This is a genomic window from Nostoc sp. NOS(2021), from assembly GCF_017115025.1.
Taxonomy (GTDB): domain Bacteria; phylum Cyanobacteriota; class Cyanobacteriia; order Cyanobacteriales; family Nostocaceae; genus Nostoc.
This window is the reverse complement of sequence record NZ_JABXKM010000017.1, coordinates 20,217-44,925: the sequence shown is the minus strand read 5'-3', so window position 1 is coordinate 44,925 and position 24,709 is coordinate 20,217. Positions and strand designations below refer to the sequence as shown.

General features: G+C 49.8%; 1 protein-coding gene. It reads left to right on the top strand.

The window, feature by feature from the left end; all coding sequences use genetic code 11:
- Positions 1-40: 40 nt before the first annotated feature.
- The gene (locus tag HWQ41_RS00755; protein ID WP_292758891.1) at positions 41-24,700 is read left to right on the top strand and encodes a non-ribosomal peptide synthetase; all 24,660 of its coding nucleotides are present in this window, start codon (positions 41-43) and stop codon (positions 24,698-24,700) included.
- Positions 24,701-24,709: the final 9 nt, after the last annotated feature.

The window sequence follows — 24,709 nt, the reverse complement described above, 5'->3', positions numbered from 1 at the left end:
CAGCCCCCAGCTATATTTGCCATATACTAAATAATTAATTATGGATACGGAATACCAGCTTAAATGTATTGAAGAGGCATTTTATCGGGACTCAACGCAGTCCCTCCCTTCCAGACAACCAGAATTGATTGTGCCGCCTTCGCTGCAAATTGAGCCGATCGCAATTGTTGGACTATCCGGCTACTTGCCTGGTTGTATGTCCGTCCGTGAATTTTGGCAAGCTTTAGACGCAGACCGTTCGTTGATTCAGGAAATCCCTGGAGAACGCTTTGATTGGCGCAAGTATTACGATCCCTCAGGCAAAGATCCGGGAAAGACGCGCTGTAAATGGGGCGGCTTTATTCCAGATGTTGCCGGCTTTGACGCGCATTTCTTTAAGATTCTTCCCTTCGATGCGAAGCAAATAGACCCAAGGCAGCGGTTGCTGCTCATGTCGGTGTATCAAACTTTATGTGATGCCGGATACGCCCCCGCAACGCTGAAGAAATCCCGCACCGGAGTCTATGTTGCTCATCAGGACGATGATTACCTCCAGATATTGAATGAACGCGGACTCGATCCGGGTGAAGGGTACGGGCAGGCATCGCTGCTGGCTAATCGAATCGCGTACTTTTTTGATTTTCGAGGCCCCAGCGAGATCGTAGATGCACAGTGCGCTGGTGCGGCAGTCGCTCTGCATCGAGCTGTATCGGCACTACGATCCGGTGAAATCAGCCATGCCATTGTGAGTGCCGCCAACTTGCTTTTGCGATCGCAGCCTTTCTTGGCACTGTCGCGCACCAAACAATTGAGCCGCAGCAATACCGTGAAGTCATTTCAAGAGAACGCAGACGGACATTTGCGGGCTGAAGGCGTTGTCAGTGTGATGTTGAAGCGCCTCACACAAGCCGAAGCAGACCGCGATTTTATTTATGCGCTGATATCGAATACGGCGGTCAACTTCAATGGTCAAGGGGGTACATCAAGTGCTTCTCCGAACATAGAGAGTCATGTAGACTTGATCGAGCGATGCTATGGAGAAGCTGGTATTGACCCGCGTAACGTCAGCTATATCGAAGCTCAGGGCATGGGGAATCGTCTTTCCGACTTGGCGGAATGGGAAGCCTTTAATCGGGGGTTGCGATCGCTAGCCAAAGCTAGAGGTGTAACTTTGGATCTCCACTCCTGTCGAATTAGTACGCTCAAGCCTTTAATCGGGCACATGGAATCGACATCTGCTCTGGGGGCGCTGCTGAAGATCGTCCGTAGTTTGGAAACCGAGCGGATTCACAAGATTCTTGGCTTTTCTGGCGCGGATATGGCGCTGGACACAGACAATCAGCCCTGTGTGCTTGCCAGCGAGACATTGCCTTGGAACAAAACGGACAAGCCGCGCCTTGCCGGACTACATTCTTTTGGGATGAGCGGCAACAATGCTCATATTTTAATTCAGGAGTATCGTCCGTCAGATAAAGAACATTCCCCGACTCAATCCTTGCCCGTCATTCAAGAGTTTCTCATCGTACTTTCTGCGAAAAGCGAGAAATCGTTAAAAGCCCTCGCAAGCGAACTCAACAAGTTTCTTGCTACTTCCTTAGTCCCTGATTTAAAGGACATTGCCCACACATTGTACAATGGGCGCGAACACATGGACTATCGAATGGCGATGGTCGTCCGCGATCGCGAACAACTGAGGGCTGGACTGCAATCGTATATCGAAGCGCCCGATCGCATTTCGACGAAAAAAGGGAATCCCAATGTCTTTATTGGCACAGTGAGTTCTCCTCAAGAGCAAGATACTTCAAGTTTTGCAGGAATGCAAGCGATCGCGGCAGCGTGGGTGCAAGGCAGTGCAATTTCATGGCCGGAACATCCCACCGCCCGCCGGGTGCCGCTTCCTGGTTATCCTTTTGAGACACAGCGCTATTGGCTGGATGAAGGAATACAGCCCGCTCCATCTCTGGCCGCAATGCCTAAGACGGGGTTTGAGGACTTGGCGATCGATCCAGGGCAATCCAGCGAAGACAACCTGCGTCGATATCTCACCTGTATTCTAGTCGAGTTCCTTGACCTACCACCAGATCGAATCGACGAGAATAAGCATCTGCAAGATTACGGCATCGACTCTCTTGCGGGAATGCGGGTGATTCGCAGTCTGTCGGAAACTTTCGACATCGAAGTTTTAGGTCGAGATTTGCTCCAGCATCCCACAATCCGATCGCTATCAAAACACCTGAGTCAAAGAATCGACTTGGAGGCGAACAGCCCGAACTCCAATCCACAGGTGAGTGAACCGGAGAACCGAGAGTTGGAATTTCCGCTCTCGGAAGGTCAAAAAGGATTATGGGCGTTACAGAAGTCCTTTCCGCTCATGACTGCCTACAACATCCCGTTGTGTCTCAAGATTCGGAACACCATCGACACTTCGATTTTGTCAAAGGCTTTGAAGTCATTACTCAGACAGCATCCTGTTCTCGGCTATCACCTGTCTGAAAAAGACGGCATTCTCAGACAAGGGCTCGCTCCGGCGACTGAGATCGGCATCAATACCGAAGATGTTTCAGTCCTCGATGAGCAAAGCATCCTATCCAAACTCAGGAAAAAGTCGAAACAGCCCTTCGATCTGGAGCAAGGCCCGTTAATCCGGGTTGATCTGCTGCAAAAATCTTCAACGCAAACCTACCTTCTGATTTGCGTACATCATATTGTGTTTGACGGTGGTTCGTTCCTACCGTTGGTTGATTCACTTTTTGATGCTTATCGCCGCTTACTGCACGGAGAATCGCCGCTTGCTGTGCCGATCTCCACAACCTATCAGGATTTCGTTCTCTGGGAGCGGCAGATGCTGAATGGTGCTTGGGAAAAACATCGATCTTATTGGCGGCAGACACTTTCCGGCAACCTTCCAGTACTTGAACTACCCACCGATCGCTCGCGGTCAAAAGCACAACAGTTTTCTGGCGCAGTGATTTCGACATCGATTGAGTCGTCACTGGCGGCTCAAATCCAGAGTTTTAGCAAAGCGCAACGAGTCAACCCCTCTACCATATTTCTGGCTCTATTCAAAATCCTGTTACATAGATATACCAACTTGGATGACATCATCGTTGGGATGCCAAGTATGGGACGACCGCAAGAACGATTCCGCTCGGTCGTTGGTTATTTCATCAATATGGTGGCGATCCGCAGCAAAGGCTTCAGTCAGCAGACATTCGCAACTTTTCTGGAAAATCTCAAGTACACCATGTCCGATGGTCTTGACCACGCCAGCGTTTCTTTTACAACCGTTGTCCGAGATATCGGCATTCTCCCCAATGCGATCGCAGCCCCCGTGTTTCAAGTTGCGTTTGAGTATCAGAACGGTCTTGCACCTAGCGATTTGCAACACTTATGCAGTTGCTACGGCGACCTTTTCGATCTAGAAATTAGCTTCGACATCCACCAAGAAGGTGAATACGAGCTGGTATTGGAGGTGTTTGAAGCAGCAAATGGTTATCGAGTCAGTTTTAAATATAATCCGAGCTTATATGACGCAACAACGATTCAACAGATGCTCGGTCATTATTTGCAGCTGACTCAAGTGGCAATTTTAAATCCGAATGCCTTGGTACACAAGTACGAAATGATGGACGAGGCGGAACTACGGTTGATTCAGTGGGATTTGAATGCAACTTCCGAATATCCCAGCAATTGCGTTCACCAACTGTTTCAAGCTCAAGTCGAGAGAACTCCGAATGCTGTGGCGGTGGCTTGCGGTGAGCGGACTCTATCTTATGAAGAACTGAATCGCAAAAGTACAGCTTTAGCCAAATACTTGCAGCAACAAGGTGTCCAGTCGGAAACCTTGGTTGCAGTTTGCGTCGAGCGATCGCTTGATATGATCGTCGCCTTGCTTGGGATTATGAAGGCTGGCGGTGCTTATGTGCCTTTAGATCCGCAATTTCCCCAGGAGCGTTTGACGTATATGTTACGTGACTGCGGTGCGCCATTCCTCGTTACCCAGTCGTGGCTGAACAATCGAATCAGTTTTATAGATGCACAGTACATTAACCTGGATCGACAATGGGACGAAATCGAACAGGCTGCGGAATCGGTCGAGCCTCTAAAATGTTTGGCAGGTCTGGGAAATCTCGCGTATGTCATTTATACATCGGGAAGCACTGGTAAGCCCAAGGGAGTCACGATCGAACATCGGGCGCTGACCAACTTTCTCTGCGGCATGGCAGACCAAATCGGCAAGCAGTTCGTGGCTGATTTTCTGGCAGTTACAACCTACAGTTTTGACATCGCCGCGCTGGAACTGTTTCTCCCCCTAATTCAGGGTGGGCGTTGCACCATCTGCGATCGCGATCGACTCAAAGACGTTGAGGCGATTAAGGCGGAAATCCGGCGATCGAAACCGACTATTATGCAAGCTACACCCTCCTTCTGGACTATGTTGCTCCAGTCAGGATGGAAAAATGACGAGAACTTAAAAATTCTCTGTGGCGGTGAGATGCTAAACGATTCCCTGCGATCGATGTTTGCGTCCATCGGCTGCGAAGTCTGGAATCTTTACGGCCCCACCGAAACCACAATCTGGTCGATGCTTGCGAAGATCCAACCCGGTGATTCAGTCACCATTGGCAAGCCGATCGCCAATACCCGTGTCTATATCCTGGATGCCCACGACCAACTGGCTCCGATGGGTGTCCCCGGCGAACTTTGCATCGCTGGCGCGGGTTTGGCGCGGGGGTATTGGAACCAGCCGGAACTTACCGCCCAAAAATTTATCGATCATCCCCTAGAGGCGAATAACGGCAGCAAGCTGTATCGCACGGGCGACCTGTGCTGCTGGCTACCCAACGGCACCCTCCAGCATTTGGGTCGGTTGGATCTTCAGGTGAAGATTCGCGGATTCCGAATCGAACTGGAAGAAGTCGAACGCGAACTGAGTCGCCATCCCGCAGTAGCTGAATGCGCGATCGTGGCAAAGGAACGCCAGGGAGTCCAGAGTCTCATTGGCTATTACGTTCCAAGGCAAAGCGACGAAAACAACTGGCCACAGGACTTCGATCTCATCGCCCATCTGAAGCCGCGTCTGCCCGATTACGCGATCCCAACAGCATTTGTCTCACTGGATGGCATACCTCTAACTGCCAACGGCAAAGTTGATCGAAAATCCCTCGCCAACCGAGAGGTTGTGATTCAACGGAAGACAGAGAAAGTGACTGCCAAGACTGAAACTGAGGCGATTCTGGCAGATATTTGGAAGAATGTGCTGAATGTCACGGATATTAGCATTAACGACGGGTTCTTTGCTACTGGCGGCGATTCTGTTCTGTCTGTGATTCTGGCGGATCGTATAGCGCAAAGATTTAACCGAGAGTTTTCAGTTACATCCTTGTTCAAGTATTCAACAATCCGAGATATTGCCGCCTATTTAGGAGACAAACAGGCTGAGATTTTTGAAGAAACTCCGTTACAAAATCCCATGTCTGCGTCAGAGGAAGACGGGCTAGACCGATCTGCGCTAGCCTTCGGCAACGCCAAAGGCGAAGCGCTGCAAGATAGCCTGGCCATAATTGGTATCTCTTGTCACTTTCCCGACGCCCCAAATCATGATCAATTCTGGCAGAACATCTGTGCCGGCAAGGAAAGCGGGCAATTTTTCTCTGAGGAAGAACTACGCCAAGCTGGTGTATCAGAAGACTTGATCCGAAATCCCTACTTTGTGGGAGTCCAGCGAACGATTGAAGGTAAGGGCAATTTCGATCCCGAATTCTTCAACATCTCGCCACGCAACGCCGTGTTCATGGACCCACAATTTCGTTTGCTGCTGATGCACGCTTGGCGGGCGGTGGAAGATGCGGGATATGTGTCAAGCGAGATACCTCGTACCAGCGTGTTTATCTCCGCCAGCAACAGTGGTTACAACACGTTGGTTGACAAAGCTGGAATTATCGAAGCAACGGATGAATACACCGCCTGGATGTTGAGTCAGAGCGGCACGATTCCCACCACGATTTCTTATCAGCTGGGCTTCATTGGACCGAGCTTATTTGTGCATACGAACTGTTCCTCGTCCTTGGCAGCACTTAGTGCCGCATATCAAAGCCTCAGCCTGGGTCAGTCCGACTACGCGTTAGTCGGCGCATCAACCTTGTTGCCTAAGTCTGAGATGGGATATCTGCATCGTCCCGGTTTGAATTTATCCCGTGATGGTCACTGCCGAACCTTCGATGCGGCTGCTGATGGACTGGTGGCAGGTGAAGGTGTAGCGGTGTTATTAGTGAAAAAAGCTCCTCTAGCCATTGCCGACGGCGATCGCATCTATGCCCTGATCCGAGGAATCGGTATCAATAACGATGGCAGAGACAAAGCTGGGTTCTTCGCGCCCAGCGTGCGCGGTCAGTCCCAGGCGATCGATATGGCACTGACTTCTACAGGTATTGGGGCAGAGACGATTGGCTATGTCGAAGCCCACGGCACTGGCACCAAGCTAGGCGATCCGATCGAGATTCAGGCGCTCTGCGACAGCTATCAAAAAGATACCAACCAAAGGCAGTATTGCGCCATTGGTTCGGTGAAGCCGAATATTGGGCACTTGGATACAGGCGCAGGGCTGGCAGGATGCATTAAGGTGGCGATGAGCCTCTACCACAAAAAGATTCCGCCGTCAATCAACTTTAGCCAGCCAAATCCCGCCATTGATTTTGAGCGATCGCCATTTTTTGTCGTAGATCGTCTGCGTGAATGGGAGGCAGCGCCCTGGCCCCGTCGCGCGGCTCTCAGCGCCTTCGGCATTGGCGGAACCAATACCCACGCGATTCTGGAAGAATATCTGCCAAGTCCAAGGTTATCGCCAGAGAAACTCAATAGTCCGGTTCTGATTGTGCTGTCAGCCAGGAAAGACGATCGTCTTAAAGAATACGTCGAATCACTGGTTAATTATTTAGAGCAGGGCATTGCCAAACCTAACGATTCGAGCGAAACCGAGTGGTTAATAAACCTTGCCTACACGTTGCAATGCGGTCGCCAGCCGATGGAGAGCCGGGTCGCCTTCATTGCCAGCAGCGTTGAAGAATTGATCGCTAAACTCCGCAGGTTTGCTACCCACTGGCAGCCTTTTGAGGGTTGCTATTTCGGTTCGCCATCTACGGAGAATCAGATTCTCAAACTGTTCACAGATGATGAGGACATGCAAGGATTATTGGCGCAGTGGCTGGTGAAACGGAATGTAGCCAAGTTAGCGCAGGTATGGATTCAGGGGGTGAAGGTGGATTGGAGTCGATTATACTGCGATCGCTTGCCGTCCCGAATTAGCGCCCCCACATACCCTTTTGCATCAGAGTACTATTGGCCGGCGCCTAATCCTTCGTCGGTCAGCTTTTCGACACTTGCACCAAGCCATGCGATCGATCCGTTGCAGCACAGGAATGTTTCGGTGTCGGCGCAACATTACAGCTACGAGTTCACTGGGCATGAGTTTTTTCTAGCAGATCACCAGATTCGGCACACTGGTTCTGGGAGAAAAGTATTGCCTGCTGTGGTATACTTGGAAATGGTTCACCGCGCTTTCTGGCAAAGCATCAGCCATTCGCTGCCAAACTTAGAGTATCCAGTCAATAACGACAAGGCAGTAATTGTACTGAGCAATGTTGGTTGGGTACAAGCTCTCTTTGTTGACGAATCACCAACAGCCGTAGAATTGAAATTGTTCGACGGGGCGCTGAACCAAATGCGCTTCGAGATCGGCAGCACATTCAAAGGCAAAACTTCGCTTCACTGCCACGGTGACGCAGCAGTGCGTTTTAATACCGCTCCTGTTCTCAACTTGCTCGAACTACAGCAACAAATACAAGACCGTCAACTTTCGTCAGCAGAATGTTATGAAATTTTTCGCACATTAGGCGTGGATTACGGCCCTGCCCACCACGCCATCGATACTCTGTTCCTGTCCGCAGGCAAAGCTTCAGATCGACAGGTATTGGCAAAGTTGGTTATTCCTGATGCCGTCGCTCAAGAGCAGTCTCGATATGTCTTGCACCCCAGTCTGTTGGATGCTGGGTTGCAGTCGTGCGTCGGCTTAGTGCTACAGACCAATTCCCAGGAGTCGCTGCGGTTGGCGTTGCCATCGTCCCTGGAACAGATAGAAGTATACGATTCCTGTGCTGCCCTCATGTGGGCTTGGGTTCGTTTTGCGCCCGAAACCAAAAAAGACAGCCCGATTCAACGAATAGACATCGATTTATGCACTGACGACGGTAAGGTTGCAGTTCGGATGAAGGGCTTTGTCGCCCGCGAAATTCGCCAGCAGGACTCCGATGCAGCAGTCATTCAACATCAACCAAAGCCTTTGATAAGTAACGAGATGCCGCCCGGATTGGGTTCTGTTACCCTGAAACCAGTTTGGGATCGTGTGGCGATCGCACCTGAAGCAAAGCGCTCAAAAGACAGCCTCACAGTAGTTTTCGGTGCAAACCAAACCTGGAAAGACCAGATTGCCGAACTCAACCGCGCCGCAGTGCTGGTTGACTCGGCAAAGCCGCAATCTGTTGAGGAATTCTCCAAACAAATCGAATTGCTAGGATTGATAGACCGCTTACTTTGGCTTGCTCCAGCACCGATTAAATATGCCTTAGATGACGATCGCGTTGTCGATGAGCAGGAGTCTGGCGTTCTTCAGTTGTTTCGCTTGCTCAAATCGCTCTTTGAGAGCGGTTACGGAAAAAAGTCCTTAGCGCTCACTGTGGTGACGAGTCAGAGCGTTGCAGTTCGGCCATTTGAAACCGCAAATCCAACTACGGCAAGCATTCACGGTCTAGTTGCAACGCTCAAGAGTGAATATCCACATTGGCGCGTTCGGTTACTGGATATTGACGGGGGCTTGCCATCTCTCGGTGAGTTATTTCCTGACAATGACACCGCAGATTTCCCGTTACTTGCGAGGCGAGACAAGCAATGGTTTGCCCGCAAGCTGATCCCGATCGCCTTTGAAAGCAACGGTTTTCCTGCTTACAAGCAAAAGGGAGTATACGTAGCGATCGGAGGTGCTGGCGGTGTTGGCGAAGTCTGGAGCCGACACATCATTGAGAACTATCAAGCGCAAGTAATCTGGATCGGTCGGCGAGAACTCGACGATCAAATCCGCGAAAAACAGGCGAAACTAGCTGCATTCGGTTCAAAACCGCTCTACATTCAGGTGGACGCAACAAACAAAGCCTCTTTGTCAAAAGCTCTCGACGAGATTCGCCAAAGCTACAGTTGTATAAATGGCGTGGTACACACTGCGATCGATCTCCAAGACCAGAGTCTGGCGCAGATGTCCATTACCCGTTTTCGGACTGGACTGCTAGCCAAGGCTGAAACCAGCGTTCGCTTAGTTCAGGTTTTCCAGCACGAGCCGTTGGACTTCGTTCTCTTCTTCTCTTCCCTGATCTCTTTCGGTGAGTCGCCAGGACAAGCCAACTACGCTGCCGGGTGTACCTTCCTGGATGCCTACGCCGAACAGCTTGGCAAAGACTGGGCTGTGTCGGTGAAAGTTATGAATTGGGGATATTGGGGCAACGCTGGTGTTGTGGCTGACGCTACCTATCGAGAACGAATGCGGCAAAACGGCATTGGCTCGATTGAATCACAGCAGGCAATGGCGGCTCTAGATCGGCTGCTGCAAGGACAAATCGATCAATTGGCATTCATCAACCTGCTCAAACCTCAAGCACTTGAGTTTGTAATTGAAGATGAAGTGCTTTCCGTAGTCGGTTCCGCCCGCAGTCAAACGGCTGATCCTATAGTTGAGAATGTTGCGGCGGAAATCCGCTATTCTCAGCAATTGCAATTAATTAGCACCCATCGAACGGATGCCCGTGACGCGCTGCTGCAAAACTTGTTGCTTGCCAATTTGAGCGAGATGGGAGTTCTCAATTCCCCTCAGGCGCGATCGCTCCCTGTTATCTACTATCATAAGTGGCTTGACGAGAGCATCCGTCTGCTTCAACAAAATGGCTGGTTAATTCGTCAGGAAAATGTCAGCAGCGTCGAAGAACTTTGGAGGACTTGGCAAAAAGCGCGGCGGGACTGGGAAGGAAGCGCAAGCGTTACAGCAGAGATAAATCTTGTGGAGAGATGTCTGCGCTCATTGCCAGATATCCTGAGTGGTAGAAAACTTCCCCAGGACGTGATTTTTCCTGAATCTTCGCTGCGGCTGGTCGAGCCGCTATACCGAGGCAATCCGGTTGCAGATTTTTTCAACGAGGTGATTGCCGATGCAGTTGTGGATGCTATCAACAGTTTGGACAAAGGCAACGGGTCTATCCGAATCTTGGAAGTTGGTGCGGGAACAGGCGGAACCACCGTTGGTTTACTGCAAAAGCTTGCGCCTTATGGCGATCGCATCGGCGAATACTGCTATACCGATATTTCCCAGGCATTCCTCATTCATGCCCAGGAGCATTACGCGATCGACTACCCATTTCTTAAGGTCGATCGCTTTAATGTCGAGCAGCCTCTTTCCACTCAGTCGATTCAGCCTGGAAGTTACGACATTGTAGTAGCAACGAACGTCCTTCACGCAACTAAAAATATCCGTCAGACTGTACGTAACGTCAAGGCCGCGATGCGTGAAGGCGGACAAGTCTTTGTCAACGAGATCAGTGGAAATTCTCTATTCTCCCATTTGACTTTTGGCTTGCTGGAAGGCTGGTGGCGTTTTGAAGATGCCGAAATGCGTATCCCAGGTTGCCCTGCCCTGAATTCTCACGCCTGGAAACAGGTTTTGCAAGAAGAAGGTTTCGATGCCGTCAAGTTTCCGGTGGAGTTTGCCCATGATTTAGGCCATCAGATCGTCGTTGCTACCAGTAATGGCGTTATTCGTCAACCTTTGTTGGGTAAGCCCCATGCCGAGCCGGAATCTGTCGCCCAGCCACAGCCCGATGATTCATCAAATGTGCAAACAAATAGTGTTGTGTCATTGAAGGAGCGGACTACAGAATTTGTTCGCCAGACCTTATCAGAGGCAACACGGACTCCAGCAAACAAGGTTCGTCTCGATGCGCCCTTCGAGCAGTATGGTGTGGATTCAATCGTGCAGGTGGGGCTGATCCAGAAACTGGAACAGGTGACTGGATCGCTTCCCAACACCATCTTGTTTGAATACAGCACTACCCGCGAACTCGTTGACTATCTATTAGCCCATCACCAGGTGTTCTTAACCGCGTCCTTTGGCGAACAGTCGAACACCTTCCCGACTCGAATTGACGAAACGAAGCCAGCAAGCAGCGATTCCGTCTCACAATCCACTAACGAAGATTCGCCATATCCCAGAGTCTCTCCCCAACCTGCCCAAAACAGGATTGCGTCGGATACCGCGAACGCCGCGCAAAACGCGAGTAGGTTTGTGCAGGACGACATCGCCATCGTTGGCATTGCTGGTCGCTATCCAGGTGCTAAAAATTTAGATGAATTGTGGGAAGTTCTCAGAACAGGGCGTAGTTGCATTGTCGAGGCGGACAGGTTTCGGCGGTGGAATTTGTCAGATCGCAAACATTCTGGGACTCTGGCGCGATCGCACTTCGGCGGGTTCCTCAACGATGTTTACCATTTCGATCGTCAACTATTCGGTGTTTCCGAAGAAAGAGCGATCGCCATGCCGCCAGAGGTGCGTTTGTTCCTAGAAATTGCCTGGGAAACCTTTGAAGCTGCGGGCTATTCACGGGCAGCCCTAAAACAGTTCCAGCTTAGGGAGAAGAAAGGCATCGGTGTTTTTGTCGGCTCAATGTACAGTCAGTATGCCTGGACTAATCCTTCTAGAAATGAAGCTCTCCTCAGTTCCAACGGTACGGAATGGCAAATTGCCAATCAGGTGTCGCACTTTTTTGATTTGACTGGGCCCAGCCTGGTGCTGAATACCGCTTGCTCCAGTTCGTTGACCGCAATCCATTTAGCTTGTGAAAGCTTGCGACAGGGCAGTTGTTCGATGGCGTTGGCTGGCGGTGTCAATTTGACTTTGGAACCTTCAAAATTCCTATCCCTGGAGCGATCCAACTTCCTTGGTTCTGGACAACACAGCAGAAGCCTTGGCGACGGCGATGGCATGATTCCCAGCGAGGGTGTAGGAGCGTTGCTGCTGAAACCACTCAGTTTGGCAATTGCGGACAATGACCGGATCGAAGGCATCATCAAAAGTAGCTTTGTGAATCACAGCGGCGGACGACAGGCATTCACGGCTCCCGATCCAGCCCAACAAACTCAACTGGTGTTGGATTCTATCGCCCGTAGTGGGTGCGACATTGAGACGATTACCTATGTCGAATCGGCGGCGAATGGCTCCAGTCTCGGCGATCCCATCGAAATCATTGCGCTGAAGAATGCCTTTGCAAAGCTAACTAACAAGACAGGTTTCTGTGCGATCGGTTCGGTTAAATCTAACTTGGGCCACTTGGAAGCGGCATCGGGCATTTCGCAAATCGCCAAGGTACTATTGCAGTTCCAGCAAAAAACCCTCGTTCCCACCATCAACGCGACACCTAGAAATCCCCGCATCAAACTCGACAATTCACCATTTTACCTACAGGAACAATTGTCGCCCTGGATTCCTCAGTCGAATTCCCACAATAGCGACCTACCACGCCGTAGCCTAATTAACTCTTTTGGTGCAGGCGGTTCTTACGCAAACCTAATCGTGGAGGAATATCAAGAGAAGCCGTCAAATACCATATCTAGACCTCATCCGACCGAAAAGTTACTTGTATTTGCTGCCGCAACCCAGAAAGGACTACAGAGTTACTTGACACGGCTTCAGATATATTTGCGAGAACATCCCGCGATTTCAGTAGCGGATCTCGCTTCGGCTCTACAGTTACGAGATTGCAACCTTAAGTATCGTTTAGCCGCGATCGCATCCTCAACGAACCAAGCGCTCAATGTAGTCGAGCAGTTAGCAGGTCACAATGTCGATGTTAGCAATCCGGGTATCTACGCATCTTTTGGCGGCGCAGACTTACCGATACCAAAAGATGCTGAATTGCAATCCGCTATTGACGATCGCGACCTGATCGGATTGGCACGTTACTGGGCTGCTGGTGCAGACATCGATTTTGCTCGGCTGAATCGCGTTGATCGCAAATCGTGTGTAGTGTTGCCCGGATACGCATTTGAGCATGACAAGGAGTTTTCCTACATCATCTATGATTCCCAGGAGGATACCCAAGCAACGGCAGAGCCATCGGTATCACAGACATCAGGGGGGATAACCGCAACATATCTTTACGACGAACCGTTTCTGCAAGACCACACATTGTTGGGCGATCGGGTTCTGTTAGGAGTTACTCATGCCAGTCTAGCGATGACAGACTTTTTCCAACGGTTTCCGCACCAGCGTGCCCTTTGTTTGAAACGCCTCACCTTTGTTCAGCCGGTAATTGTTGACCGAGGGGAAGCAGTTACCGTTGAAATCCACACCTCAGAAATCCCAACAGGATTGAATTTCGAGGCTAGATACCACCGCACCACCTCAAAACAATTGGCGCAAACTGCGGCGACAGGACACTTACAGCCGGATCTGTACAAAGAGGAATACTTGGACGTAGAACACCTACTGGAGTCTTGCACTCCAATTGGCAATCTGGAATCGATCTACCAAACTGTTCCCGCAATTCGCTTGGGGTCTAGTTTCAGGACGATTGAAAGGTTATTCCGCACCAGTGATGGTATAATTGCCAGAGTTTGTTTGAGCGAACAGAGCCGTCAAGAGTCCCATACTTATGCTTTACATCCTCTGGCGATCAACAGCGCTTTCCTGGCCGCAGCACCCCTGCTTGCAGATGCAATTGGTAACGATTCTAACTACTTGCCGTTTGGCATCAAAGAAATCTATTGTGTCAAAGTTGACAACGGGCGAACGCTCGATTGTTGTTGGGTACATACCCGATTAGTCAAGAATTCTGGCGAACTGATTCTGTTTGATGCAGATATTATTTCTGATAACTCATTAGTGGTTGCCCGCTTGCGAGGTTGTTCGTTAAAGCTTCTCCATGACCGAAAAGAACCTCAACAGGCTTCACCGGAATCACCAAAAGCTGATTCAATTGACGCATCGATCCTTGAGACAAGTCTGGCTACCGATGTGCTGCGTTATCTCATCGACAAAATCAACATCACGGCGCAGATATCGATCACCGAAACAGAGGTAAATACCAATTTGATGCAGCTAGGTCTGGGATCGGCCGAATTAGTGGCGATCGCAGCCAGCATCGAACAGGATACTGACCTGGAACTAAATGCCACATTGTTCTTTGAGTATCCCAGCCTCATGGAAGTGACAAATTTTTTCGTAGATTCCCATCCTACTGCTTTTCTACAACTACTTGATGAAAAAAGAACGAAGCACAGCACCACTCCAGAAAAGTTAGATAGATCGAGATCGGAACGCCACGAAAAGTTGTCAGCAAACCTGCACGGCGATATTGCAGTCATCGGTATGCACAGCACTTACGCCGAATGCGAGGATCTCGATCAGTTTTGGCAGTTGATCCGTGACGGCAGAGATGTAATCCGGGAAGTGCCTGGCGATCGCTGGGATTATCGTCCCTGGTTTGACCCAAATCCTGGTTCCGAAGACAAAACCTACTGCAAATGGGGCAGTTTCATCAAAGATGCAGACAAATTCGATGCCGCCTTTTTTAATATTTCCCCGCGAGAAGCGATGTGGATGGACCCGCAGAACCGCTTGCTAATGCAAAGTATGTATGCAGCAGCAGAAGATGCCGGGGTGGTTAATCAGTTGCGCGGCAGCAACACGGGTGTCTTCGCCGGAATCTGTTTTGATGATTACGCAGAGAAAATTGTCGAGATGGGCTTGCCGCTTGATATTTATACCGGGACGGGACGAAGCGGCATCAGCGCCAACCGGATTTCGTTCTGGTTCGATTTCAAGGGGCCGAGTATGGTGATCAATACAGCCTGCTCTTCGTCTTTGGTGGCGCTGCATTACGCCTGTCAAGCACTGCGAAACAAGGAATGCGAAATGGCGTTTGTGGGTGGTGCTAACCTGCTACTCTCGTCGCTGCACTACCGCTATTTTTCCAAACTGGGAGCGTTATCTCCAACTGGGCATTGTCATACATTTGATGCTGCCGCTGACGGTTATGTGCCAGCCGAATGTATTGCTAGTATACTGCTCAAACCTCTGGAGCAGGCAGAGAAAGATGGCGATCGCATCCACGCAGTCATCAAGGGATCTGCCTTTGCACACGGAGGCTACACACCGTCTCTGTCTGCGCCTAGCGTCGCAGGTGAGGAAAACGCGATCGTCAAAGCATGGGAAGATGCCGGGATCGACCCCGAAACGCTAACCTATATAGAAGCTCACGGTACTGGAACCAAGCTCGGCGATCCGATCGAAACCAACAGTCTCAAGAATGCATTTGCCCGGTATACTAGTAAAACCGGATTTTGCGCGATCGGCTCGGTGAAAGCAAATATCGGTCATGCAGAGGGTGCTGCTGGCATCACCGGGCTGGTTAAGGTAATACTACAGATCAAACATCGCCAGATTCCTCCTCTCGCCAATCTCAACCAGCCCAACCCTTACCTGAAGTTGGAAGGCTCACCGCTTTATATCAATCGCGAACTGACTGATTGGGAGAGCGAAGGCGTTAGACGGGCGGGTATCAGTTCTTTTGGTTTTTCCGGTGCTTTTGCACACGCCGTTATTGAAGAATATCGTAGTTATGCTGATACTATCTGCGAGTTTTCTGGCCCATTCCCAATCCTCCTTTCTGCAAAGAACAACGAGTGTCTTAAGGGTCAAGTCGCCAACTTGGTGGCATTCTTAGAAGAGAATTGGTCTAAAAATCTCAATGACGAAGAAAACTTCCTGGCAAACCTCTCTTACACGCTGCAAGTTGGGCGAGAAGCGATGCAAACACGTCTCGGCTTTGTGGTTGAGTCGATGGCCGAACTGAGAAATAAGCTGCAAATGGCCTGGAAGGATTCGGATACCAAATCGGGATTGTTCTACGGAGACATCAAGTCTGGCAAGGAATATCTGGCTAGTCTTTTGGCAAACAGGGATGTGTCTGAAGTAATCCAAGGTTGGATGAATAACTGTGAATACGCCGCTTTAGTTGATGGCTGGACTAAGGGCATGACCGTTGATTGGAGCAAACTTTACACCAAGGGATTTCCCCAGCGAATTAGTCTGCCTACTTATGCTTTTGCCCGCGAAAGTTATTGGATTTGCCCGCTTGATGGCGATGAGGAGGATCTAAAGGCAAGGCAGTCAGATTTGGCGCAAGATGAGGCGCAGGCGAAGTTGTACGCCTTGGTACCCTGCTGGGATGCAATACCTTTACTGAAAGCGAAGCTGCCTTTTAGCGATCGCACACAGCGAACGCTGATTATTGGTGTAGATGCGGAACTCAAAGACGATCTGAGAGCTTGCTTTCCTAACGCATCCTATTTTGGAGACATGGCAAAAAACCGGATTGAGTCTCTCAAAGGCAGGTTAGAGACAGATTCGCCTTGGCAGCACATTATCATTGTCGTTCCTGAAGATAACTGTTCGTTGCTAGATGATGGTACAGTGTTATCTGCACAAGAGGGCGGGATACTTTCGGTTTTTCGGATCGCCAAGTCTCTGCTCTCGGCTGGCTACGCTACAAAAAATCTGGCTCTTACTTTCATGACGACGCAGATTGCTGCTATTAATAAAGATGAGTCGTCAAACCCGGTGCATTCCGCCGTGCATGGTTTTGCAGGTGTCCTGGCCAAAGAACTGCCTTCTTGGAACGTCCGCGCTTTGGATCTGCAAAAAGGGCGATCGCTTTCATCTGTCGATCTAGAACATTTTCCCGATGATCGCGCAGGCGAAGTTTTCGCTTGGCGAGACGGGGAATGGTATCGACAGACTCCGATCCCAATGCGGAACGTTCCGACCCCTGAAGCTGATGAGTTTCATTCTGCTTATAAAAACCGTGGTGTCTACGTCGTGATCGGCGGGGCGGGTGGCATAGGCAGTGCTTGGTCGCGCTTCGTTATTGAAAATTACGATGCCAAAGTCATCTGGATCGGTCGTCGGCAAATTGACGATGAAATTCGTCAAAAAATTGACACGTTAAAACAAATTGGTCACGCCCCGGAATATTTACGGGCTGACGCATCCGATCGAGAATCACTTACTGAAGCGTACAAGTCCATCAAGTCTCGGTACTCCCAGATACATGGTGTCATTCATTCGGCTGTTGGGCAATTCGACCAACGCCTCAGTGAAATGGACGAGAACCGATTCCGCTCTATTTTGTCATCCAAGATCGATGTTAGTGTGAATATGGCAACCGTGTTTAAACACGAGCCATTAGATTTCATGCTGTTTTTTTCCTCTATTATTTCTTTGACTCGCGGTGGGGGCATGAGCGGTTATGCCGCAGGCTGCGCGTTCAAAGACTCTTTCGCAATCGAGTTGAACCGTTGCCTCCCATTCCCTGTAAAAGTTGTAAATTGGGGGTACTGGAACGTCGGCACTGGTAACACCATCCCTGACGCTACGAAAATCCGCATGAAACAATGCGGGATTGAGCCGATCGCATCGCAACAGGGTTTAGAAGCGCTGTCAGCCTTTCTGGTCAGCCCTTTGCATCAACTTGCTCTCTTGAAAACCACTCGTTTAGACAGGCTCGATTTGGTCAAGCCCGACGAGTGGCTTGATGTTTATCCCCCGGTCAATCCGTCTTGTATTGAGTCGGCACTCAGGCAAGTTCCTTGGCATTCCGATCGCGTTGCAGCCATAGCAAAGCAATATCTAGAACCGATTGCAGCAATAGAAACTTTGCTGCTGAGATTGCTGTATGGCACACTGACAAGCCTCGACTTGCTGCATCCACGCGCCACTCTGTCACCCGTTCTTCCAGAATTCTATCAACTCTGGCTGCAAGAGAGTCGTCGAATGGCGATCGCGATCGTCCCCGATAGCGTGCAAGGGAATCTCGGTGATATCTGGGACGAATGGAATCGCCAGAAAATCCATTGGGACAGTATGCCTCACATCCAGGCAATCGTCACGTTGGTAGATGTCTGTATGCGCGAACTTCCAGCGATTCTGAAGGCCCAAAAGCGAGCAACAGATATCATGTTCCCCAATGGTTCCATGTCACTGGTAGAAGGAATCTACGAAAAGAATGCGATCGCGACGCATTTCAACGAACTGCTTGCCCAGACTGTAGTTAACTACCTACAGGAACGATGCCGGGTCGATGCGTTGACACCTATACGAATTCTGGAAATTGGCGCTGGCACAGGAGCAACGACAGCAACTGTATTACACCATCTCGAACCTTTTGGCAATCTGGTTGGCGAGTATCTTTATACAGACATTTCCCCAGCATTTCTGGTTCGCGCAGAAAGACACTTCGCACCCAAGTATCCGTTTTTGCGGACACAATTGTTTGACGTTGACCAGCCTCTATCGAAGCAGGGCATTCCAATCGGCTGTTTTGATATAGTTATTGCCACCAACTGTATCCATGCAACAGCCAATATTCGCCGATCTCTACGTAACGCTAAAGCCGCCTTACGCGGACGAGGCGTGATTTTCCTGAATGAAATTACCCAAACTTCATTAATTTCCCATCTCACTTTCGGTTTGTTGGCAGGATGGTGGTTGGCTGAAGATGCATTACGAGTGCCTGGATCGCCGTTCCTGCTAGCAGAAGACTGGAAACGAGTCCTCCAGCAAGAGGGCTTCCAAGCGATCGCTTACCCGGCGCGTTCGGCTGATTCGTTGGGACAACAGGTGATTGTCGCTCTGAGTGACGGTGTTGTGCGCCAGCCAGAATCGATCTCTTCCGTACCTTCTCCAAAACAGCAAGCACTTAACAGTAGGCAACCGAACGACAAGGGAGGCGCTTCATCTGCACTGAAGGAATTGAAGGAAAAGGGGACGACTTACTTCAAACAACTGATCGGTGAGGTTCTGATGATGGATGGAAACCGAATCGATTCATCAGAACCCCTCGCCGTTTATGGTGTTGATTCCATAATCATCGCGCAGTTGACCAATGCGCTCAACAAACACTTTGAAGGTGTGAAGGCGGGATTGCTTTTTGAAGCATCAACGATTGATGCCTTAGTCAACCATTTTGCTGAAACTCAACGGACAAACTTTGCGAAGCTGGTAAAACTGGAAGACCATCCTGAGCCGAAAGCGGCCATCCAAGAAAGCACTGCAAATAAGCAGCCGTCTAGAGATTTTGCAGCCAAGACGATCGCCTTACATCAGTCGCGTCACCCAATCGAAGATGCGATCGCCGTAATTGGGATGAGCGGTAGATTTCCCCAGGCTAATACTCTAACAGAATTTTGGGAAAACCTGCAATCGGGAAGAGATTGCATCACTGACTTGCCAGACAACCGATGGAACATGGATGGTTTCTTTGAAGCCGATCCCAAGATGGCACGGGAACAAGGAAAAAGTTACTGCAAATGGGGCGCATTTCTAGAAGACTTTGACACTTTTGACCCGCTATTTTTTAATATATCGCCACGAGAAGCAGCTCAAATCGACCCCCAGGCAAGGATATTTTTGCAGGAATGCTGGCGTGCATTTGAAGATGCGGGATATTCGCCGTTAGGACTCGACGATGCGGTGCGCGATCGCATAGGGGTATATGGTGCCGTCACCAAGGTGGGATTCAACACTTCTTTTGCTGCTATGGTCAATCGCGTCTCCCATGCGATGGATCTCCGAGGGGCAAGCGTAGCTGTCGATACAATGTGTTCCTCAGCCCTCGTAGCGCTGCACCAGGGGTGTGAAGCACTGCGTCGCGGCGACCTGCAAATGGCGATCGTGGGCGCGGTCAATCTGTATCTCGATCCGAGGAATTATAAGTATCTCTGCGAGGTCGGCTTGCTGGCTGAATCGAAGATGCCAAGAGTCTTCGGCGAAGGCGGAACTGGCTTTGTACCCGGAGAAGGTGTAGGAGCTGTTGTCCTGAAGCGTCTTGAGGATGCACATCGGGACAACGATTCTATTGTTGCGATTATTCGCAGCAGTGCCGTCAATCATAGCGGTCGAGCCAACGCTTACGGTGCCCCAAACCCGCTTCGCCAAGCTGAGGTTATTAGTCAGGCGCTCGATCGCGGTGGCATCGATCCCAGGTCAGTGGGTTACATCGAATCAGCAGCAATGGGATTGGAGATGGCAGACTCCCTGGAGTTGAATGCACTGAAAAAAGTGTTTGGCGATGGCGCTGAGGATCGTTGGCAATGTTACCGACTGGGATCGCTCAAATCGACCATCGGACATGGCGAGTCCGTTTCGGCAATGGCGCAGTTTATGAAGGTCGTGCTACAGCTAAAACACAGAAAACTTTGTCCGACAAAAGTGGTCAGACCGCTTAATCCAGATATCGATTTTGCCTCACTTCCGTTTCAGTTGCAGACAGAACTTGAGCCTTGGTCGCCGTTGACGATTGATGGCATCTGTTTGCCTAGACGAGCGGGCATTACTGCGATCGGATCTGGTGGTGTCAATGCCCATTTGATCGTTGAAGAATATCGGCGAGAGCCAAGTGAAGAGACTCTGAAACTTGCCCAGGATTCGCCCCAAATCATCGTTTTATCTGCTAAGAACGACGATCGCCGGGAAGCTCAAATATCTCAATTGAGCGAGTTTCTCGATCGCAATCAAGACGTTTCCTTGGCGGATCTTGCCTTCACGCTCCAGGTAGGGCGCGAGGCGATGGCATCGAGAGCGGCACTGGTTGTCAACAGCATTGATGAGTTGAGGAGTGGGCTGAGTTATCTTATACACAGCCAAGAAAATTTGTCAAGCAATATTCCTATTTATGTCGGAAATATTACCGAAACCGACAACTCATTGCAAACGCTACTGGCTGGTGGTGCCGACGCGATGGTGTTACAGCTATTCCTTGAACAACGGAACTACGAAAAACTTGCCCAGTTCTGGGTTCAGGGTGGCAAGATTCCTTGGGTGTCGTGGGAACAGAAACAAGTTCAGAGGATTTCTTTGCCAACTTATCCATTTGAGAAACGGTGTTTCTGGAAAGCTGCCAGCAGTGCTAATTCAGATGAACCGAAGTTTAACGGGGCGATCGCACCTGACAAGTCCAACCCAAACGACGCAAGTCAGAGCGTGCAGGAAATTGTCACCGCAATTGTGGCTAAATCCATTGGCCTCACCGAAAGTGAAATTAGACCGCACCTATCCCTCTGGCAACTAGGCGTTGATTCGATTCGCAGTATGGAAATCGCCCGGCGGCTACAAAAACGTCTCCACGTCGAGATCGGGCATCGTGAACTAGCAGACTATGGAACCGTGGAGGCTCTGTGCCGACTAATTGAGCAAAAACGGGCAGCGATCGCTCTGAATATGACAAGTGAAACAGAGTCAGTTTCCAAGCCACAAACAACCAGCAAGGTGCGTGCATCGACTTTCCCTCTGTCTGAAGGACAACGCGGATTGTGGCTGTTGCACCAGTTGGTACCGAAGATGTCGGCCTACAATGTGCCTGTAACGCTGCAATTCGATCGGCTCGTTAATGTCAATGCAATCAAACAAGCAGCATCCTTCCTAATGGAGCGTCACCCGATGCTGCGATCGCAATTCCACACCGACGACAAAGGAAATCCCATCCAAACCATTCGTCCGCAGACGGAGTTTTTCTTCGAGGATGGCGATCGCGATTTCGTAACGGATGCAGTGTTACAAGAGCGGTTAAGATCCGCCGCCGATCGAGTTTTTGATCTCGAAACCGATCCACTTGTTCGCCTTCATCTCTTTCACCAATCGCAGAGCCGCCACAAGTTGCTAATTGTGATTCATCATCTGGTAGTTGACGGATCGTCTTTGCCCATTCTGCTGCACGACTTCCTGCACGCATACGCCGCGTTTTCACAAGGAAGCGAACCCGCAATTGCTTCGCCAGAGAGCGCCCACTATGCAGATTTCGTTGCCTGGGAACAAGCACTGATCTGTAGCGAACGAGGCAAAGCCAGTCTATCCTATTGGCAGAAGCAACTGAGCGGGACTCTGCCACTGCTGGCGTTGCCATTCGATCGGGAGCGCCCCCCCAGCCAAACCTATGCAGGCACGACAATCTCCACCAAGTTGGAGTCAAATACGACCCACCAGCTTCGTTCTCTGGCCAAGAATCAGAATGTCAGCTTGTTCGTGTTACTGCTCGGAATCTATCAGGCGTTGCTGGCTCGATATACGCTTCAAAGCGACATCATTGTTGGGGTTGCGAGTGCCGGCAGACCTGAAGATCGATTTGCCAACACTGTGGGCTACTTTATTAATATGGTTCCGATTAGAACGCAAATTAACGTCAAGGAGCCATTTGCTGAGTTGTTGCAGCGCCTCAAAATCACGGTAGCCGATGGACTGGATCATGGACACTTTCCGTTTCCCAAACAGGTTTCTGAACTTTGCATTTCTCGCGATCTAGCGCATTCCCCGGTATTCCAAACCTCCTTTGCGATGCAAAGTTTCTGGAGACCAGAGGTAGAACAGACATTGCAAGATAAGTTGGAGGGCGTTTCGGTAGTAGCAGGGCCTAGTCCGGCAGGGGAAATTGAACTCCGCCTGGAAATTGTTGAGCAATGCAACGAAATCTTGGTGAATATGGCGTATAATACCGACCTTTTTCAGCAACCCACTATCGTCCGGCTAGCAGAACATTTTGGCAACCTGGTAAAAGCAGTCTGCCAAAACCCCAATCAACCGATTCATAGCTTGGAGTTACTGAGTAACGACGAACAAAGAAAGCTGCTGAATGAATGCAGCATTGGCGATCGCGTCGGAAAAAAAGCTGATAACCTACAGAAATGCGTCCACCACCTATTTGAGATCCAAGCACAGAAAACACCGTCAGCAGTCGCAGTTATCCACAATCAGCGATCGCTGACGTATTTGGAATTAGATCGGCAATCTGCTGGATTAGCTAACCGTCTGCGGGAGATGGGTGTTTTACCTGGCATGATTGTGGGTATATTCACTGAACGCTCCATTTCGCAGGTAGTGGCGATTCTCGCAGTTCTGAAGGCGGGGGCTGCCTACTTGCCGCTCGATCCGGCTTATCCGCAGCAACGTCTGACTTTTGTCATCGAAGATGCAGAGCCGATCGTTATATTGACTGAGGAAAAGCTCCGCGATCGACTGATAAATCTGTTCGGGTCTGAGAAACAAGAACTGCCGATTTTGTACGTAGAGCAGGGCGAACTACCACAGGAGATTTCGCAGTCTCCCCTACTACCTGCGAACTCTTTGGTTTATGTCATTTATACATCGGGTTCTACCGGACAACCCAAAGGGGTAGCTATGGGACATGGAGCCGTGATGAATTTGATCCAGTGGCAGATTTCTCAAGCCGGAGAATGTCAAACACCTCGAACCCTGCAATTCGCATCACTGAATTTTGATGTCTCATTTCAAGAGATATTCTCCACTCTGGGCGGCGGAGGTAGCCTGGTACTGGTTGACGAGAACGTGCGTACCAACCCGGCTGAATTAGCTAAGTTAATAGAAGATCGACAGATTCAGCGTTTGTATCTTCCCTATGTTGCTCTGAGCAGTCTTGCCGAACAACTTCGGATCTCAAAACGTTCTTTGCATACCTTGCGCGAAGTGATTATCGCTGGCGAAGCTCTCAGAATCACGTCAGCAATCTCCCAGATGTTTCGAGATGCGCCTGGATGCGTTTTACAAAATCAATACGGCCCATCGGAAAGTCATGTCGTCACGTCATTCACTCTGGAGCAGGATGTCAACTCTTGGTCGGTCTTGCCTCCCATTGGATGTCCCATTCCTAGTGTCGCCATTTACATCTTGGACGAACACTACAATCTAATGCCCATTGGCATCGCCGGAGAAATTTTTATCGGTGGTGAATGTCTAGCGCAAGGCTATCTCAATAACCCGGAACTTACTGAGCGCAGATTTGTCACCAATCCATTTGTTAGTCCGCCAGAAAGCTCTATTCGAGAACGAATTTACGCCACGGGCGATCTCGGTCGTTACTTACCCGATGGCAATATTGAATATCTTGGTCGCCGCGACAATCAAGTTAAGATTCGCGGCTTCCGCATCGAACCTGGGGAAATCGAAGCTGTACTAGAGACACACCCGAAAGTCCGCTCAACTGTAGTGATTGCAGAAGAAGACAATCCCAATTTTAAGCGTCTGATCGCCTATATTGTCCCCCTTCACCCCCCCAGTACTAGCGAGTTACGGAGCTTCCTCAAACAGAAATTACCTGATTATATGGTGCCTTCTGCTTTTGTGTTCCTCAAAGCACTTCCCGTAAACCCCAACGGAAAAGTAGACCGTCGCGCCCTTCCGAAACCAGAGCCAACTCTTTTAGATGAAGCTAATTATGTAATGCCAAAAACAGAGGTGGAAAAAATCATTGCTGAAGTTTGGCAAAAGGCGCTACAAGTAGAAAAAGTGGGAATTTGCGATAATTTTTTTGAACTGGGAGGTCATTCGTTACTTCTGGTACAAATTAATCAACAATTGCAAGCAGTATTGAGTTCGGAACTGTCAATAATTGACATGTTTAAGTACCCAACTATCCAGACTTTAAGTCAATACTTAAGCGGGAAGTTGCCTAAACAAGATACATCCGATAAAAATAATCCTCGCAACCAAATTCAGAGTGATGGTAAAGCTTTAAAAAATCGACAATTCCAAAACAGGCAAAACCACCGTTCTCGTAATCAGTAGTGAAGATAT